Raw genomic sequence first — 18,420 nt, forward strand, 5'->3', positions numbered from 1 at the left:
GGCTATGAGTTTATAGCTAACTGCTATTCGCGGGTGTAATTCAGTGGTAGAATGTCACCTTCCCAAGGTGAACGTCGTGGGTTCGAGTCCCATCTCCCGCTTATTTTGTTGTAAATTCGCAAATTGTACCACACAAAAAGACAAGGTAAAAGGAACTACTAAAACGAGAAACACAAAGATTCAGCTAGTAGTTAAAAATGATTTACCGCATATTTACTTACTCAAGAAATAGCTCTTGCTAGGGAGAAAATTGAACAATATACCGAAGAAAATTTGCTTTCTATATATTTTTAATAATTGATATTAAAAACACTACATCTTACAGCCATTTTCAGGTAAATAGACCACAGGGTAGGGGCGCAAGGCCTTGCGCCCCTACGAAGATCTGTGGTTCAAATGAATGAAAATTGCTGTAAGATTAAAGCAATTTTGGAGCAGTGACAATGTTAGGTTTACTAGAAAAGTTGAGTCGCTGGGAAGAATTAACAAGTCAATCAGCATTAGATAATGTTGATTCTGACCAAATTTTACTGATGAATGGGATTAACTGGAATATATATGAGATTCTGTTACAGAAATTTGAAAATACTTCTCATTATCGCTTTAAATATTTAGAAGGTACTTTACAAATAATGTCTCCTAGTCGTCGCCATGAGTTTGATAAAAAGATTATTGCTTTATTGTTAGAAACCTATTTTATAGAAAAAGATATTGATTTTTATCCTTTAGGTTCAACTACTTTTAGAAGGGAAGCAGCCGCTAGAGGTATTGAACCAGATGAATGTTATTGTTTTGATTCGGAAAAATCTGTTCCTGATTTGGCTATTGAGGTAGTTGTGACGAGTGGGGGAATTGATGATTTATTAATTTATCAAGGTTTGGGTGTACCAGAAGTTTGGTTTTGGCAGAATCATCAATTTTCGTTATATTTTCTGCGGGGTGATAAGTATGAGAAAATATCAAAAAGTGAATTTTTACCCGATTTAGATTTCACTCTTTTGGCAAGTTTGCTTTTGTCTGGTGAAAAACCAAAAGATTTAATCTCAAAGTTCCGTGAAAACATCCGTCGGAGCAATTCATGAATTGCCACTACAAATATATACAAAATATACAATATATACAAATAATATAAAAAGATACAGACACCTGGGCATGGAGCATGGAGAATGGCAAAGATTCACCTTGCGTTAGTATCTAACTGGCTAAACACCAACTAAAATAATAATGGTTTGAGGCTTAATATAATTGCGGACATTAATTTCTCAAGTAGTCCAATAATTTGGCAATCGACAAGGGAGATATCGGTTATGAACAAAGAATACATGGATGTTTTAGAAGCATTAATCGACAAATTGACATTAGCTGCAATCTTAGAGATGCAAGAGCGAATATGTCACAAAAAAGCCGAGAATTTGCGAAATCATTGGCAAGATGAAACTTCAGCCAAGCTGTGGGATAAAGCTGCTAGGCAAATAGAACAGATAAATGTTGATGTCTGAAATTTTAACAGTAAAAGTCTCTCTCAAGGGACTTGCAATTTAAAAAATACCCAACAGTAAGCCCCTTAACTGAACCTTCAGCATGAATCCGCTGGCTCGAATAATCTTGTGTAAGATACTTGACAAGTAGTATTACTTGTGCAAAGCTGTACTTAAGGCAGCAAAATAACCGCACTACTAAAGCGCAGGTTTTTGGTGTTGTCTCAGCAGCAGAATTCCTAGTTTCCTGCCTAGCTCCATGTCATCCCTTCGGCTGAACATTCAGCCTGATGTCACGTCAACTAATTGACAAGACTTTCAGTGGAAGATGAGATGTTTGGGCGAATGTTGAGGGGATGGGATGACACGAAGCTTGGTAGGAAGCCAGGAATTCTACGGCTGAGACTTGAACCAAAAAGAGTGCCGGTAGATAGTTTTTTGATAGGGAAGTACTAATTGAGTATCATTTCCTTGCATAAAGCTATGCTACTGCTAGATGTGTGATTTGTTGATGCTGCCTAGTTCACCAAATCAAAATTAGGCAAAAATGAATCCTAAACAAAAGCGCAACAAGAAGCAGCAACTCATCGCTTTATATGGTTCTGAATGTTGGTGGTGTCGGCAAAATATTGCCAAAGAAAACCTGACAATTGAGCACCTTTTACCCAAGAGTCGTGGCGGTTCTAACTCTTTTGAAAACCTACGACTTTCTTGTTTTTCATGTAACAACTATCGCGGAAATAGTCTCTATCCTCCTGGAGGGAAAAAGAGTAACTGCGTCTAGATAACGCCTCAATTATATCAGGCTCAAATCTTGTGGGGTGGACATCCTGTCCGCCCTATTCATTCAAGCAAAATTAGAAAACACAAAATAAAAATGCACAAACTTCTGATATTCCGTGATGAAAAACTTCTACGCCGTGCGCTAACCCACCGTTCTTATGTGCATGAAAACCCAGGAGAAGGGGAAGCCAATGAACGCCTAGAATTTCTCGGTGATGCTTTACTAAATTACTTAAGCGGTGAGTATCTCTATAATCGTCATCCAGAAAAGGGAGAAGACGAATTAACCCGACGGCGTTCTGCATTGGTAGATGAAAAGCAATTAGCAAAATTTGCAATTGAAGTAGGTTTAGATTTCAGGATGCGGCTAGGAAAAGGCGCAATAAGAGATGGAGGCTATCAAAATCCTAATTTACTCAGTAGTACTTTTGAAGCAGTGATTGGCGCTTATTATCTCGATAATAATTCCGATATTAAAACAGTCCGCGCTATTGTCGAACCATTGTTTGATTCTGTACCTGAAAACATAGTTGTTGTGCGCTCAAATGTAGACTCAAAAAATCGCTTCCAAGAATGGGTACAACGCAACCTCACTCCCAACAATCCTCCCAAATATGACACAGTGCAAGTAGGCGGTGTGTCTCACGCACCAGAATTTATAGCTAAAGTATTCGTGGGTGACAAGGTGTATGGAGAAGGTAAGGGAAAGAACAAAAAAGATGCTGAAAAAGCTGCTGCTGAAGATGGACTAGCTAAATTGACAAAAAAAGGGTTGTTGTAAACAGTACTTACCCAATTCGCGCATTAGTAGGGGGCGTCAGATGTCAAAAATCTCTTGATAATCACCAATTTCTCAAATCTGGCGCACCCTACAATATTAAAAATAGAAAAATATATGACTCATTTTATGCTTGACTAATCTAAATTTTCATGTAAATTGGTTTATTTGGGCACTTACAAAAAATAAGTCATCCCTTTCTACTGCCTAACACACCCTATAGAAATTTGATTTTCACTTGATAAATAACCTCCATCTGATGTTGCTTCAACCAGGAGAATGAGAAAAATTAGGTATTTAAGTCAGAAAAAATTATCTCAAGACAGATGTTTTTACTGAGAAACTATGTTATATTGTTAATGTTAATATGTTATTAGAGTAAGTCAGCCTAATCCAGCGCAACATAGAATGTAATGTTGGAGCGGAGGAACCACCTTTTGGGGCGTATTTGGCAGAAAGTGAGGAGTTAGAAGTGAGGAGTTACTAATATTTAACTTATAACTCATAACTTTCTTCAGAAGGGCATCTCTCAGCCCTAGCCCGTCAGCTAACTTCGTAGGCATTGAGAGGAGACTGAAGAGACAGAATTTTAATCATGTTCTGATCTCATCAGTTTCCAAGGCTGGTACTGCTCATATTTTTGTACCCGCACTTAAATCTGTTGAGGTTGTCAATGGTATTTCAACTTAATCTAGCTGCAATCGTGGCTATTGCTGGACAAGCGGCCTGGAAAAAAACAAAACCTGTGATTCTTTCTGATGTATTCTTATGGCCTGTGGTGGGCTTTTTAGGAATCATCATATTGTGGTGGATTATAGCACTTGCCAATCATGAATTAATGCCTACCCCGCCAGAGGCGCTGGTAGCTAATTTGGACTACATTTTAAACCCATTTTACGAACGCGGCCCTGGTAATTTAGGAATTGGTTGGTTATTGTTAGCCAGTCTGCGTCGTGTATTACTGGGCTTTTTCTTGGGTGCTGTAGTAGCAATTCCCCTAGGATTTCTGATTGGAATGTCCAAACCGGCAATGCTAGCATTCAATCCGATTATTCAAATCTTTAAGCCCGTATCGCCCCTAGCTTGGCTACCGATTTCCTTAGCCATCTTCAACTTGGCAGAACCTTCAGCGATTTTCGTAATTTTTATCACTTCTTTGTGGCCGACAATTATTAATACCGCCCTGGGAGTTTCTAGCGTTTCCAAAGATTATTTAGATGTGGCACGAGTGTTAGAAATGCCCCGTTGGCGACAGATTACAAAAATTATTTTGCCTGCCAGTTTGCCCTATATTTTTACAGGATTGCGAATTAGTTTAGGAATTGCTTGGTTAGTAATTGTTGCTGTCGAAATGCTCACAGGCGGTATTGGGATTGGCTTTTTTGTTTGGGATGAATGGAGCCGCTTAAACTTAAGTTCAGTATTCCTAGCCGTATTAGTAATTGGCTTAACTGGACTAGTTTTAGATTACGCTGTCGGCAAAGTTCAAGAATTAGTAACTCATCGTCCAAAATCTGTAAATTAGTTTCGGGTTTGTAGTAGTAGGGTGGGCATAGCCCTACCTACAAAGTAGTATTTCAAAAAATAAATACTAGCATATTTGCGGTGGAAAAAATTAAGACTTGTAGTTAATCACAAGCCAAAAGAGATAATGAATAATTATTACAGGAATCGAAGAGAATTTATTGTTGGGATGGGCGCAACAGCCGCTGGAATCGCCCTATCCTCCTGTGCTATTTCAGGAGATAGATCTGCTAAGGGATTAACAGAAGAAGCCCTAGCCGTAAAACCAGTAGTTAGATCCCAAGATTTAGAAAAACCCAACATCACCGTGGGATATGTACCCGTTAATGATTGTGCCCCATTTGCGATCGCCTGGAAAAAAGGCTTCTTCCGCAAATATGGTTTAAACGTCCAACTCAACCGCGAAGCCAGTTGGGCTACCTCCCGCGACGGTCTGATTTTTGGTCGCTTGGACGCTTCACCAGTGGTATGTGGTGCCGTCACCAACGCCAGAATAGGGGCTGAAGGCGCACGCCACGCCCCCTTATGTGCGGCGATGACTATTCATCACCACGGTAACGCCATGACGATGAACAAAGCCATGTGGGATTATGGGCTGCGTCCGTGGTACGAGTATCAACAAACATATGGTGATGGTGCATTAGAAGCCTTTGGTAAAGATTTTCGCGGCTACTTTGACAGCCAACCCCCAGAACGTAAAGTTTGGGCGGTGGTGCTGAGTTCAGCCATTTACGAATACTTTGTCCGCTACATATCTGCAGCCGCAGGCGTCGATCCTCTCAAGGAATTTCGGGTAATTATTACACCCCCGCCGCAAATGGTCACCAACATGAGAATCGGTGCAATGCAGGCATACATGGTAGCAGAACCTTGGAACACCAGAGCAATTAAAGGTAACGAAGGTATTGGTTTTACCTTCGCCCAAGGTAAAGAAGTTTGGTTAGGACACCCAGATAGATTATTGGGAGTGATGGAATCGTTCATCAATAATTATCCCAAAACCTATCGTTCTCTGGTCAAGGCCATGATTGAAGCTTGCCAGTACTGCAGTAAAGTGGAAAATCGTCAAGAGGTTGCCGAATTATTAACCGACCGTTCCTTTACCGGCGCAAAGCCGAAAAAACCGGGTGCGCCGATTACTAAGTTTACAGGTCCTGGAATTCTCGGCAACTACAACTACGGCGGATTTGATGGTAAAGACCGCACCATTCCAGCCGCCGATACCACAATTTTCTATGATGTGCCGCAAAATATTCCTCAAGAACCAGGAGAACACGGGACATTTTTATGGCGATCTAGAAGTATATGGTTGATGACCCAAGCAGCCCGTTGGGGACAAATCCCAAAAATTCCCAAAAATGCCCATAAAATAGCCGAAAGAGGCTGGCGAACTGACCTTTATCGCGAAATTGCTGCCGAAATGGGGATTGAATCTCCCAAAGACGATTACAAAGTAGAACCCCCAGAAGTCTTCATTGATAAAAAAGGCTTTGACCCCAGCGATCCTGTTGGTTATTTGAATAGTTTTCCCATTAGAGCCAACGCTCCGACGCGCTTTTTCATGTCTTAGCAGATTGAGGAGTTAATTTCCTCATGACAAATAACCAATAACAACACTCAGGAGCATTTGATAATGAAATATACCTCATTACCAACCAATACCAACAACAAACCTATGACCCGAAATGGATTTCTCGAAGTTGAAAATTTGGTCAAGTCTTATCCGACACCTGATAAAGGCAATTTTGTTGTTTTAAATAATGTTAATCTCACAATTGGTGAAGATGAATATATTTCTGTAATTGGGCATTCTGGCTGTGGTAAATCAACATTGTTGAAAATTATTGGTGGGTTTGAAAAAGCTACTTCTGGATCGGTACGGCTAGAGGGTAAAGAAATTCGCCAGCCGGGAGCAGACAGGATGATGGTATTTCAGAATTATTCTCTTTTACCTTGGTTAACAGTGCGGGAAAATATCCGATTAGCCGTGGATGAAGTGTTAAAAAATGCCAATCGTGCCGAAAAAATTAGCATTGTAAACGAACACTTGGCAATGGTAAACTTGACGGCGGCTGCTGATAAATATCCCGATGAAATTTCTGGGGGTATGAAACAGCGTGTGGGCATTGCCAGAGCCTTGGCAATTCGCCCCAAAATGCTGTTGATGGATGAGCCTTTTGGGGCACTAGATGCCCTCACTAGGAGTAAACTACAGCGGCAGGTTTTGGATATTTGGGAGAACAATCGGCAAGCAGTGATGATGATTACCCATGATGTAGATGAAGCACTATATATGTCAGATCGGATCGTATTAATGACAAATGGTCCAGCAGCTGCGATTGGGGAAATCTTAGAAGTCCCATTTCCTCATCCACGCGATCGCGCTGCTATGCGAAACTCAAAAGAATATTTTGAACTCCGTAACCACGCTTTAAATTTTTTGGATAAATATTTCACTCAAGACGAGTAAAATAGACTATTATTTTTTTAACAGTTATCAGTGAACATTTATCAATTTCCGAAATGGGCGTGAAACATCATACCCATTGCTGGAGGCCTTTCGTCACACCACGACCACATAATATCCTGATAACTGATATCTGATAACTGTTTTAATGGGTAGCCTAATTCAAATTCATCAAAACCGGATTTGAAACGGAGGAACCAACGTTTGGGGCGAATCTATATGAGAGACACCTTCCAGTCTTAGCCCGTCAGCTAACTCCGTCGGCAATGGAAGGAACCCCCAAAAACTTTGGCTGCACTTATTAGCTGTGATTGGGGTTTCCTCTACCGATTTTAGATTTGAGATTTGCAATTTGAGATTGGGTCTTTCACCATTCAATTCAAAATCCAAAATCCAAAACTTGTACTGAGCGTTCGCGCAGCGTCCCGCAGGGAAGTCGAAGTATCTAAAATTGTTTGCCCTGCTTCTCATACGTACTTCATTTCATAGGAGAGAAGTTAAAGCTGTGAAAATCAAGCCAATGTTAGCGCGTCTACAAAGCGCCATCGGTCGCAATGACTTAGTTGAACAAATGGTATTGCTACCAGAGCCTGAAAAACCATTTTCTCAACCCGCTGAACCAGAAAATTCAGTTAATTTAATCGTGGCTTATGACGGTTCCCCCAAGAGTCACACCGCCTTAGATCTCGCCTTTTGGATGGCTCACCAAACCCGTTTAGCTACTAACATCCAAGTCACGGTACAAGGCGTTTATGTAGTCGAAGAAAATTACACCAGGGAGTATCCAGAAATCTTTAATTCTGCCAAACATTTGCCAAATTTAGAGTGCCCAGCGAGCAATGTATCAAAATCTGTCTTAACAGTTCTCTCTCAACCAAAATTAAGCACGATTACACCACTTTTACAAGAAAAATTGCTAGCCCCCTTACAACAAGCAGATAAAATTGTTTGGCAAGCCCGAAGTCTGGCTGAAGAATGGCAAGGTTCCTTCCAATCTCATCTGCGGTTTGGAGATTTGACTACAGAACTGAAAAAAGTTGTCGAATTAGAAGCTGCTGATATTTTGTTTGTCGGCTGCAGGTCTGTCAATCATCCCATAATTAAGGCATTAGGTTATAACTTTCCCTGTGCTGTCTTGGGTATTCCTAATGGGATTGATGATTGATTAGATCTGTGTTCATGGGAAGTCGGCGGTTTATCCATCTCCTTATGGGTTCTTTTGGACTATAGCCCGCCGACTTGGTGGCAATGAGTAATGAGTAATGAGTAATGAGTAATGAGTATTGAGTATTGAGTATTGAGTATTGAGTAATGAGTATTGAGTATTGAGTATTGAGTAATGAGTAATGAGTAATGAGTAATGAGTAATGAGTAATGAGTATTGAGTATTGAGTATTGAGTATTGAGTATTGAGTATTGAGTATTGAGTATTGAGTATTGAGTATTGAGTATTGAGTATTGAGTATTGAGTATTGAGTATTGAGTAATGAGTAATGAGTATTGAGTATTGAGTATTGAGTATTGAGTATTGAGTATTGAGTATTGAGTATTGAGTATTGAAAGAATTATTAAGATATTAACAACTTCAATCAACAAGTTGAAATAAAAATAAAAAATAATCCACTCATTACTCATTACTCATTATTCATTACTCATTCCCCGCCCAACAGGTACAAATATCAAGTAAAATTAATCTCCATCCGGCATCTACAACCTGTTGACCCCATGTATTGCGATTACCTGGTACAAATCCTGACCGCCCGCGTATACGATGTTGCTCAAGAAACGCCTTTAGAATATGCCCCTAATCTCTCGGCGAGAGTAAATAACAAGCTGCTGCTGAAGCGAGAAGATATGCAGTCAGTGTTTTCCTTTAAACTGCGGGGGGCTTACAACAAGATGGTAAACCTGCCTCCTGATATGTTAGCACAAGGTGTTATTGCTGCCTCTGCGGGCAACCATGCCCAAGGTGTCGCCCTCAGTGCAAAACGTCTGGGAACTAGAGCAATTATTGTCATGCCGGTAACTACCCCCCAGGTGAAGGTAGATGCAGTGAAGGCGCGGGGGGGAGAGGTGGTATTATATGGGGATACCTATGATGATGCCTACGCCTATGCTCGGAAGCTGGAGGCGGAAAAGGACTTAACGTTTATTCACCCCTTTGATGACCCGGATGTGATTGCTGGACAGGGTACCATTGGTATGGAAATTCTTCGCCAATACCAGCAACCCATCCATGCAATTTTTGTTGCCATTGGTGGTGGCGGATTAATATCAGGAATTGCCGCTTATGTCAAGCGGTTGCGTCCAGAAATCAAGATTATTGGTGTGGAACCCGTGGATGCGGATGCAATGAATCAATCCCTCAAAGCAGGTAAACGGGTGCGGTTATCCCAGGTGGGGTTATTTGCGGATGGGGTAGCAGTGCGGGAAGTCGGGGAAGAAACCTTCCATTTGTGCCAGCAGTATGTAGATGAAATTATTCTGGTCGATACCGATGATACCTGTGCGGCGATTAAAGACGTGTTTGAAGATACCAGATCAATTTTAGAACCTGCGGGGGCATTGGCGATCGCCGCTGCGAAAGCCTATGCTGAACGAGAGCAAATTCAGGGCAAAACCTTAGTAGCTGTCGCCTGTGGTGCTAACATGAACTTTGAGCGTCTGCGGTTTGTGGCCGAACGGGCAGAATTTGGCGAACGTCGCGAGGCTATCTTTGCTGTGACGATTCCGGAAGAGGCGGGTAGTCTGCGTAAGTTTTGCGAATGTCTTGGCAAACGCAATCTGACTGAGTTTAATTATCGCATTGCTGATCAAAAAACAGCCCATATTTTTGTCGGGATGCAAATTCAAAACCGCGCTGATGCTGTGAAGATGGTGCAAACCTTTGAAGGCTGCGGGTTTGAAACTATAGATTTAACAGATGATGAATTGACAAAATTGCATTTGCGGCACATGGTTGGTGGACATTCTCCCCTGGCGCATAATGAATTACTCTACAGATTTGAATTTCCTGAGCGTCCTGGTGCATTAATGAAGTTTGTCGGTTCTATGAGTCCTGATTGGAATATTAGCATGTTTCACTACCGCAACAATGGCGCCGACTACGGGCGAATTGTGGTAGGTATCCAGGTACCACCCCAAGAAATGCAAGAATGGCAAGCTTTTCTCGATACCCTCGGCTATCGTTATTGGGATGAAAGTCAGAATCCTGCTTACAAGCTGTTTTTGGGTTAGGGTTGTTCGTAGTTGCGCTATTAGCGCAGCTTGAACGTAGGGTAGGGGCGCAAGGCCTTGCGCCCCTACAGATTATCGATGTGTTGCAAAGATTTTTTCAATTGGTATAAGTCTGATTTTTTTATTTATTTTCTGTATAGAAAATATATGAATTTCGTAAAGAATTCTGGTTTGGTGATAAAAGTATTGACTATTTGTAGGACAATTTACCAAGTAAAACACTCTAGTACTCTGTCAAGATAAAAATGATGGACTGTAGTGCGGGCATCTTGCCCGCGTGAGCGAGACGCTCACACTACCAAAAATCCCTCAAAACAAAATTGACAGACTACTAGTAATATCGAAGAAAGGCAGAGGGCAGAGGTTTATGGCAGAAGGGATTTATCCCTTATAAGATTGCCCGAACCGTCTGCGCGACTAGCTAGAAGGAGCAAGGGTTTAAGACCCCCACCAAATTGAAAATTTGGTGGCTCTGGTCATGGTTGGTTTTGACTCCCCATCTGAACGAAACCTTCTGCCTCCAGCATAGCTGCCTTCTTCAACTATCATGTATTACATGAGAATACATGAATAAACATTACTCGCTTTCTACTCAGGGAGGTGGGGTGACAATCTAGGTAATTGATTATGTGACATTGTTTGTTACACAATAAATTACATTGGTGATAATTTTCTAGCGGGAAGGGAGTATTTATCGCAATTCTAAATCATTCATCAGAAATTTGAAGACAATTTGGCGATATAAATCGCTACTACACAAACAAAATCCACCTGCGTGTACTTAATAAAATAACCAGTAAAAGCAGGTTTAGGCAGTTTGTTCGCGATTTATAATCGTCAGGAATGAATAAAATTTTACATGTTGATTCGATGTCAAGCCTATGTACTTTCTCATAATCAAATTCGCATTTCTATACCAGCCATTGTATTTATTTTTTATTTATTTATTTTTCAGATTGGAACTTCTATGTTGCAATCTGAAAAATAAGTGTATAATTTTTTTGTGACCAAACTTAGACGATGTTTTAAAAGTCCCGGAAGGTATAATCGAGCAGCTTCGACTTGGGTTAACAGCGAGGAGAAATCAAGGTTTCAGCCATTTACTGAGATACTTGGTTGTGCTAAGTATGAAAGCAAAGTACCCTTTTAAAACATCCTCTTAACCGACATAAATATTTGTTTGAGGTTAAGTTATGAATTTATCCAGCATATTTCAGCAATATCCCCATAATCCAATCGGCTGCGACTCCCGCATCAGCTTTCCTGGAATTATCAGGAAAATGCTGAAAAACCCAGACAGTAACGCAGTTGCGTTTTTTGTACTTTAGCCAGGGGATGAAAACTAATTGAAGTAGCAATCCGATTTGATTTTTAAACATATCAACATATGTAAGTTTCTGTAGGTAGTATATTTGACAAATCAAATACTAGTCCTATATAGGAGTCCGGTTTGATTTCTCAAGATATCTAAGTATTTGTCAGTAGGGCTATGCCTTACAAAAAGCGATTGTGGTGGGCATTGCCTATCCAACTGACAGGCTAGTTTCCATGAGTTAGGGAATTCCAACAAATCAAAATAACCACTAATAAATGTTGTTGACGGTTGATAGTTGACCATTAGCAGTCAACTGTTTTGCAAGTCTCTAATTAAATTTAATCTAAAGAGGTTAATTGATGATCACAGCATTTTCCCCACAACAGCTGGGTGAAAAACTCATGGGTGTTTTGGGAGAGACCCTTTCAGAAAGGGAACTGCAAAGTTGCTTGGTAGCAGCGGAAATTATAGAGCCGCCAGTAGCAAAGCAATTTTGGCAGTCTATAGATATGATTCCAGGGATCTACATCATCCTGACAGGTAAAGTCCGACTGTTAGATAGCTCTGAGAGGTTAATCACCACGCTGTCTGCAGAATCATCATTTGGGGAACAAACACTGTTTCCCAAATCACACTTTACTCCTTACATTGCTAGAGCTTCAACAAACTTAAAACTTTGCTATCTCCGACAGGAGGTATTGGAGAGGTTAGTAAATAAATATACGGATATCTGCGTTCGCCTATATCGAAAGGCAGAACTTTGGGATTTGCTGATGTTATGTCGGCAAAACTCAGAATTTCCGCCCCATAGTTCACTTGTTCCAGGAATGCTCAAAGCCTTAGAGATGTTTGAGCGGCACAGTCTAGAGATTGGCTCAGTAAGCGAGCAAGTATCTCAAGATGCCCAGTTATGGCTATTACACACAGGTAAACTGGTAAATTCTCAGGCTGACTCTTTGACCCCAGGTAAAATTTATGCACAGCCAAAACAGGGTAATTGGCAAGTAAAGCAACCAGCGATCGCCTACATTTTGAAAAAATCTGAATGGCAAACAGCACTAGAACACTGTCAGGAATTAGGGGAACTGGGAGAACAGACCAGGGACAAAAGACCAGGTAGGAGTGACATTCGACCAAGGAAGAGTTTTCCTGGGCACCAAAACCCAATTCCCAACGTTATTCCCTTTCCAGAGCGAGAAAGAGAGTCCAAAAAACAGCCAAAAAAACTAGATGCTTACTTCCCCAGCCCAAAAGTACAAATATGGCATTGGTGGGGACGACTCACCAAGCAATATCCCTTCTATGCCCAACAGAGTGGTGCAGACTGCGGTGCTGCTTGCTTAGTAATGATTGGGAACTATTGGGATCAGCGCTTCAGCGTCAATCGCTTGCGAGATATGACCAACGTCAACCGTAGTGGCGCCTCTTTACGCGCTCTAGCTGCTGCAGCAGAAAACCTCGGTTTTGCTAGCCGTCCAGTTAAAGCTACCCTCGAAAAATTGGCAGAACAACCTCTACCGGCGATAGCCCATTGGGAAGGTAAACACTACATCGTTGTCTACGAAATCACCAAAAAGCGCGTGATTGTCTGCGATCCTGCCCTTGGTCAACGCAGCTTAACAAAAAGCGAATTTAACCAAGGTTGGACTGGCTATGCATTGTTACTCCAACCCACATCCGTACTAAAAGATGCCAAAGACGAGAGTACAAGCTTCTGGAAGTTTTTTAGTTTAATCAAGCCTCACTATTGGGTACTACTAGAAGTCTTAATCGCCTCAATCTTTATTCAGTTATTTGGATTGGTGACACCGGTATTCACTCAGTTGTTGCTCGACCGAGTGCTTGTACAACGCAGCGTTAGTACCTTAAATGCCGTTGGTGTGGGGATGATCGTTTTTGGTTTGTTCGGTATTGCCATGAATGGAGTACGGCAATATTTGCTAGCTCATACAGCCAACCGCGTCAGCATCTCCCTACTGGTAGGTTTTATCAAACATACATTCCGCTTACCCCTTTCATATTTTGAGTCCCGTTTCGTCGGGGATATCGTCTCTCGTATCCAAGAAAACCAGAAAATTCAGTCCTTCCTCACAGGTCAGACACTCTCAATCATCCTAGATATGATGACATTGGTGATCTATCTAGCCCTGATGTTCTCCTATAGCTGGCGCATGGCCTTATTTGTGCTGCTGACTGTCCCGCCATTTTTTATCATGGCCTTGGCTAGCACAAATATTTTGCGCCGCATCTCCAGAGAGATTTTTAATGCTGGAGCCGAAGAAAACAGCTATCTGATCGAATCCCTCACCGGAATTCGTACAGTCCGCTCATTAGCAATAGAACAGACAGTGCGCTGGCGTTGGGAAGAACTGCTACATGATTTAGTCAAAAAAGGCTTTAATGCTCAGATCATAGTTAATAACTTACAAATAGTCAGTGGCGTCATCCAAACCTTTGTGAATGCCTCATTGATGTGGTTTGGAGCATCCCAGGTGATTGAAGGCGAACTGACGATTGGACAATTAGTTGCTTTCAACATGTTGGTAGGTAACGTCTTGAGTCCTTTTCAGAGGCTGTCAATGCTGTGGAATGAATTGCAGGAAATTATTATTTCCACTGAACGCATTAACGATGTCTTAGAGGCCGAACCAGAAGAAGACTTGCACAAAAAACCCCGCAAGTCCCTAGGTAAATTGCGTGGTAATATTCGCTTTGAGAATGTCACCTTTCGCTATCATCCAGAGAGCGAGAAAAACGTCCTAGAAAATGTCAGCTTTGAAATCCAGCCAGAGCAAATGGTAGCAGTGGTAGGCCGCAGTGGTTCTGGAAAAACAACCCTGAGCAAATTAATTTTAGGTTTATACCCTACGACAGATGGAAAAGTCTTGGTAGACGGTCATAATGTCTCTGGTGTTTCCTTGCAATCTCTGCGCTCTCAAATAGGTGTTGTCGATCAAGATACCTTCCTATTTGGTGGCACTATTCGTGAAAATATATCCATCGCTCACCCAGAAGCTTCTTTAGAAGAAATTATCCAGGCAGCAAGATTTGCCGGAGCAGATGAATTCATTCAGCAACTACCAATGGGTTACGAATCCCAAATTGGTGAAGGGGGCGGAATGCTTTCCGGCGGACAACGCCAACGCCTAGCTATTGCCCGTGCTTTGCTGGGAAATCCTCGATTGTTACTTTTTGATGAAGCTACAAGTCATTTAGACTCGGAATCAGAACGTATTATTCAAAACAACCTTAAAACAATTCTCCAAGGACGCACCAGTGTAATTATTGCCCATCGCCTATCTACTGTCCGCAATGCCGATTTGATTCTAGTTTTAGATCGCGGCCTATTGGTGGAAAGTGGTACTCACGATGAATTAATCGTCAAAAAGGGTCATTACTACTACCTCAATCAACAACAACTTAGTCAAGCAGTCTAGCGACTGGAGATTGGAAGGGGAGAATGGCACGAAAATCAGGGAGATGGGGAGTAGTGAAAATTATTCACAATCCTCCTGCTCATTCCCCTCATCGGGGCCTCAACTTATTGCCATTCAGACAAGGGGACAATCTCTCTCCCCTCCCACCCAGTGCATCTACCATTCTGAGAAATCAAACTATGCCATATGTATCTCCCAATTCCTCATCTGCATTGGCGAAAGATGAGCAGGATGAGTATGTAAGAAGTAACAGCAATCAGCAAGAAACTACACAGATAGAAGAGCAGTCCATAGAAGCTAATACCAAAGACTTGTACTACGGCACAGAAAAACTACTAGATGCTTTACCTAGGGTTTGGACACGAATTGTGCTATATGTGCTGATAGGCTGTGTTGGTCTTGGCTTACCCTGGGCAATTTTCTCAAAAATAGATGAGACTGGAAGCGCTAGAGGGCGTATAGAACCTAAAGGTTCAACCCAAAAATTAGACTCCCAAGCAGGCGGGAGTGTGAAAGCGGTTAGGGTAAAAGAAGGAACTACAGTCAGAGCAGGACAGCTTTTATTGGAACTTGAGTCTGATATCCTGCGAACGGAACTGCAAGAGGCTCAAGCAAAGCTTTCTGGACTACAAAATCAATTGGCGCAACTGGATGTGATTAAAAACCAACTACGGTTGACCCTTGGAGTTCAGGAGCAACAAAATCAATCCCAAGCTTTGGAAAAAATCTCTCAAGTAAACCAGGTAAAACAAAACTTAGATGCTAAACAAAGTACTTATAACTTACAAAAGTTAGAAAAACAGGCATTACTCAATCAGCTACAGCAGCAGATTAACTCCACGCGCAATGACCAAAAGTCGGCTCAAGGTCGTTTGACTATAGATTCTAGACAAGTGCAACGCTATAGCCAACTTGTGGACAATGGTGCGGTTTCTGAGAATCAAGTTGACCAACTCCGAAAAGAAGAACAAGAAAGCAAACGACTCTATCAACAAGCCATATCCAATATTAAACAAGCAGAACTCCGACTGCAAGAAGAAAAAAATCGTTCACAGGTAACAATCCATCAATTAGAGTCTGATATTCAGCAAGCAAAACTTCGACTACAAGAAGAAGAAAACAGCTATCAAAGCGTAGTCCAAACAGGGAAATTGGCAGTTCTTAAAAATCAGCAGCAACTCAAAGATTTAGAAAGCCAAATTGGGACGCTAAAATCTCAAATCGCCCAGACAGGAAGCCAAATCATATCCTTAAAGCTTCAGTTGCAGCAAAAATTAGTGCGATCGCCAATTGATGGGGTGATTTTTGAGTTACCAATCAGCAAGCCGGGAGAAGTTGTACAACCAGGTCAGAAAATTGCCCAAATTGCTCCCAAAAATACTGACTTTGTTCTCAAAGCGAATATACCGATTCAGGATAGCGGTTTCTTGAAGGTGGGAATGCCGGTCAAAATCAAGTTTGATGCCTATCCCTTCCAGGAGTATGGAATTGTACCAGGAAAGGTGACTCGGATCTCTCCCGATTCCAAAGTCAGCCAAACACCCCAAGGAAACATCGAAAGTTTTGAGTTGGAAATCGCCTTAGAGCAGCAGTACTTGCAAAATGGCGATAAACGTATTCCCTTAACCGCCGGTCAGACAGCCAGCGCTGAAGTAATTATTCGCCAGCGGCGGGTAATTGACTTTGTATTAGATCCATTTAAGAAACTGCAGAAAGGCGGTTGAGATCTTTTGTAGTCAGCACTTTAGTGCTTATTACAAAATTTATTTACCCATTAATTCAAGCTTGACACATTACTATACACAGGAAGAAAGTTATGCATCCGATTGACTTAATGAGAAAACATGGCTGGTCTTACCGCGAGTTAGCTGCTGAATTTGGAGTTTCAGAAGTTGAAGCCAGACGCTGGGGATTTACAAAAACTGCCACTAACTACCGCAATCCCCCGTTAATGGCTTACAAACTAGCAGCCAGAATTGATAAGGAATTATCTGTTGTCTTAGTATAGAGCCATTGTGGACAAAACGGGAGAAACTCGGCTCATTTGGGCATGGGTCAAATTGCTGAGGTATGCTTTACTCATGTAACTCTCTCAGTGTAAGGTTTGTTTTTCTATTGACAGCTTATACTGAGATGGCTTTTTTACACCCTGACCGACTTTTCAAACAGCCTCTTAACCGAGCAGTATTAGAACCATTGTGACCTAGATATTTTTTGAAACTCAGGTTTTAATTTTAATAGTAAGTACAACATCACCAAAACTCCATCTTATCTAAGTTTTAGATAACCATTAATTTATGGAGGCATTTTGTTATGATAGAAAATGTGACCTTTTCCACTTCAGACATTATCCATAGCCTCAAACTTACCTGCAAAATTCCTGATGTATTGGACACCATCGCTACTCAAAAAATTATTAGTGCAGCGGTTCAAGAAGCAGGAATTGCAGTTACACCAGAAGAACTACAAGAAGAAGGAGACAAGCTGCGGTTAGAAAAGAAACTTGTCAAAGCTAAGGATACCTGGACCTGGCTAGAGAAGCATCATCTATCTGTGAAGGAATTTGAAGAATTAGTCCACAATAACGTCGAAAAAAGAAAGTTAGCCAATCATCTATTTGCGCCTCAAGTTGAAAAGTTCTTTTATGAACACCAACTAGATTATACGGCTGCTGTCACCTATGAAGTCCAGTTAGAAGATAGAGACTTAGCTTTAGAGCTTTTTTATGCTCTCGAAGAAGGCGAAATTAATTTTCCAGAAATTGCTCGTTCATATATCCAAGAACCAGAACAGCGCCGTGCTTATGGATATCAAGGACTTAAACACCGCAAAGATTTTCGCCCGGAGATCGCAGCGGCTGTATTTGCTGCTACACCACCAGAAATCCTCAAACCGATTACAACTCCCAGGGGAGTTTATTTAATTTGGGTGGAAGAAGTCATTCAACCGCAGTTAGATGAGCAGTTACGCGACAAAATCATTACAGAATTGTTTTCTAATTGGTTAAATCAACAAGTCAACAGTCTGTTAATTGTTACTCAGCTAGACTTAAACGCCAATGTACCACCACAGAAGAAACTACTAGAGCAGGCTTAAACATGTTATTCACCAACATTAAATAGTTTTCTCATTAACACTACTATCTAGTATCAAGGAAGTTTTTTTGTCTAATAATGCTTATATTAAACATAGGAAAAATATGACTTAATTCCCTAGATAAAATATGCATCTCTCGCCTAAGCCTTGCTATAGGACTAATATTTGATTTTTGAAATATACGTAGCAAGGCATAGCCCTACCTACAGATAATTGGATTTTTTCATAAATCAAATATGATTCCTATATGCATATGTGTTTAGCTGCTTAGGCAATATTGATCATGCAATCAATATTGCATTTAG

At 41.2% G+C, this 18,420-nt stretch carries 13 protein-coding genes, 1 tRNA gene and 2 riboswitches; of the genes, 13 read left to right on the forward strand and 1 reads right to left on the reverse strand.

Annotated features, from left to right (window positions below):
- The first annotated feature begins 29 nt into the window (after positions 1-29).
- The 9 genes from HEQ19_16980 to ilvA all read left to right on the forward strand — a co-directional run bounded on the left by HEQ19_16980 (position 30) and on the right by ilvA (position 10,267).
- Positions 30-101, forward strand: a tRNA-Gly gene (locus HEQ19_16980).
- A gap of 342 nt (positions 102-443) precedes the next feature.
- On the forward strand, positions 444-1,082 hold the full coding sequence (locus HEQ19_16985) for a Uma2 family endonuclease (protein WYM00936.1): 639 nt from the start codon (positions 444-446) through the stop codon (positions 1,080-1,082).
- A 225-nt stretch (positions 1,083-1,307) separates the two neighbouring features.
- Positions 1,308-1,499, forward strand: coding sequence for a hypothetical protein (locus tag HEQ19_16990; protein ID WYM00937.1), 192 nt, complete (start codon positions 1,308-1,310; stop codon positions 1,497-1,499).
- An 856-nt stretch (positions 1,500-2,355) separates the two neighbouring features.
- Positions 2,356-3,042, forward strand: a complete 687-nt coding sequence (gene rnc, locus HEQ19_17000) for a ribonuclease III (protein WYM00939.1) — start codon at positions 2,356-2,358, stop codon at positions 3,040-3,042.
- 372 nt (positions 3,043-3,414) lie between these two features.
- A riboswitch (cyclic di-AMP (ydaO/yuaA leader) is annotated at positions 3,415-3,616 on the forward strand.
- Between the two features lie 96 nt (positions 3,617-3,712).
- Complete coding sequence (ntrB, locus tag HEQ19_17005; GenBank protein ID WYM00940.1) at positions 3,713-4,564, forward strand: nitrate ABC transporter permease; 852 nt, start codon at positions 3,713-3,715, stop codon at positions 4,562-4,564.
- A 126-nt stretch (positions 4,565-4,690) separates the two neighbouring features.
- Positions 4,691-6,133, forward strand: a complete 1,443-nt coding sequence (locus HEQ19_17010) for an ABC transporter substrate-binding protein (GenBank protein ID WYM00941.1) — start codon at positions 4,691-4,693, stop codon at positions 6,131-6,133.
- A 63-nt stretch (positions 6,134-6,196) separates the two neighbouring features.
- Positions 6,197-7,033 (forward strand): nitrate ABC transporter ATP-binding protein, encoded by an 837-nt coding sequence (locus HEQ19_17015; GenBank protein ID WYM00942.1) that lies wholly within the window; start codon positions 6,197-6,199, stop codon positions 7,031-7,033.
- A 141-nt stretch (positions 7,034-7,174) separates the two neighbouring features.
- Positions 7,175-7,308, forward strand: a riboswitch (cyclic di-AMP (ydaO/yuaA leader).
- Positions 7,309-7,550: 242 nt separating this feature from the next.
- Positions 7,551-8,195: a universal stress protein gene (locus HEQ19_17020; GenBank protein WYM03466.1), complete on the forward strand. Its 645-nt coding sequence runs from the start codon at positions 7,551-7,553 to the stop codon at positions 8,193-8,195.
- 560 nt (positions 8,196-8,755) lie between these two features.
- The gene (gene ilvA / locus HEQ19_17025; GenBank protein ID WYM00943.1) at positions 8,756-10,267 is read left to right on the forward strand and encodes a threonine ammonia-lyase, biosynthetic; all 1,512 of its coding nucleotides are present in this window, start codon (positions 8,756-8,758) and stop codon (positions 10,265-10,267) included.
- A 1,199-nt stretch (positions 10,268-11,466) separates the two neighbouring features.
- Here the strand turns inward: ilvA and HEQ19_17030 are convergent.
- On the reverse strand, positions 11,467-11,646 hold the full coding sequence (locus HEQ19_17030; GenBank protein ID WYM00944.1) for a hypothetical protein: 180 nt from the start codon (positions 11,644-11,646) through the stop codon (positions 11,467-11,469).
- Between the two features lie 295 nt (positions 11,647-11,941).
- Between HEQ19_17030 and HEQ19_17035 the strand changes: the two genes are divergently transcribed.
- The 4 genes from HEQ19_17035 to HEQ19_17050 all read left to right on the forward strand — a co-directional run bounded on the left by HEQ19_17035 (position 11,942) and on the right by HEQ19_17050 (position 18,115).
- Entirely contained in the window at positions 11,942-15,019 is a 3,078-nt protein-coding gene (locus HEQ19_17035; protein ID WYM00945.1) for a peptidase domain-containing ABC transporter, read from the forward strand.
- Between the two features lie 179 nt (positions 15,020-15,198).
- On the forward strand, positions 15,199-16,743 hold the full coding sequence (locus HEQ19_17040; GenBank protein WYM00946.1) for an HlyD family efflux transporter periplasmic adaptor subunit: 1,545 nt from the start codon (positions 15,199-15,201) through the stop codon (positions 16,741-16,743).
- A gap of 92 nt (positions 16,744-16,835) precedes the next feature.
- A complete protein-coding gene (locus tag HEQ19_17045) occupies positions 16,836-17,027 on the forward strand; it encodes a hypothetical protein (protein WYM00947.1) in 192 nt (63 codons plus the stop codon).
- A 305-nt stretch (positions 17,028-17,332) separates the two neighbouring features.
- On the forward strand, positions 17,333-18,115 hold the full coding sequence (locus HEQ19_17050) for a peptidylprolyl isomerase (protein WYM00948.1): 783 nt from the start codon (positions 17,333-17,335) through the stop codon (positions 18,113-18,115).
- Positions 18,116-18,420: the final 305 nt, after the last annotated feature.

This window comes from Gloeotrichia echinulata CP02 (assembly GCA_038087035.1).
In the GTDB taxonomy this organism is placed as follows: domain Bacteria; phylum Cyanobacteriota; class Cyanobacteriia; order Cyanobacteriales; family Nostocaceae; genus Gloeotrichia; species Gloeotrichia echinulata.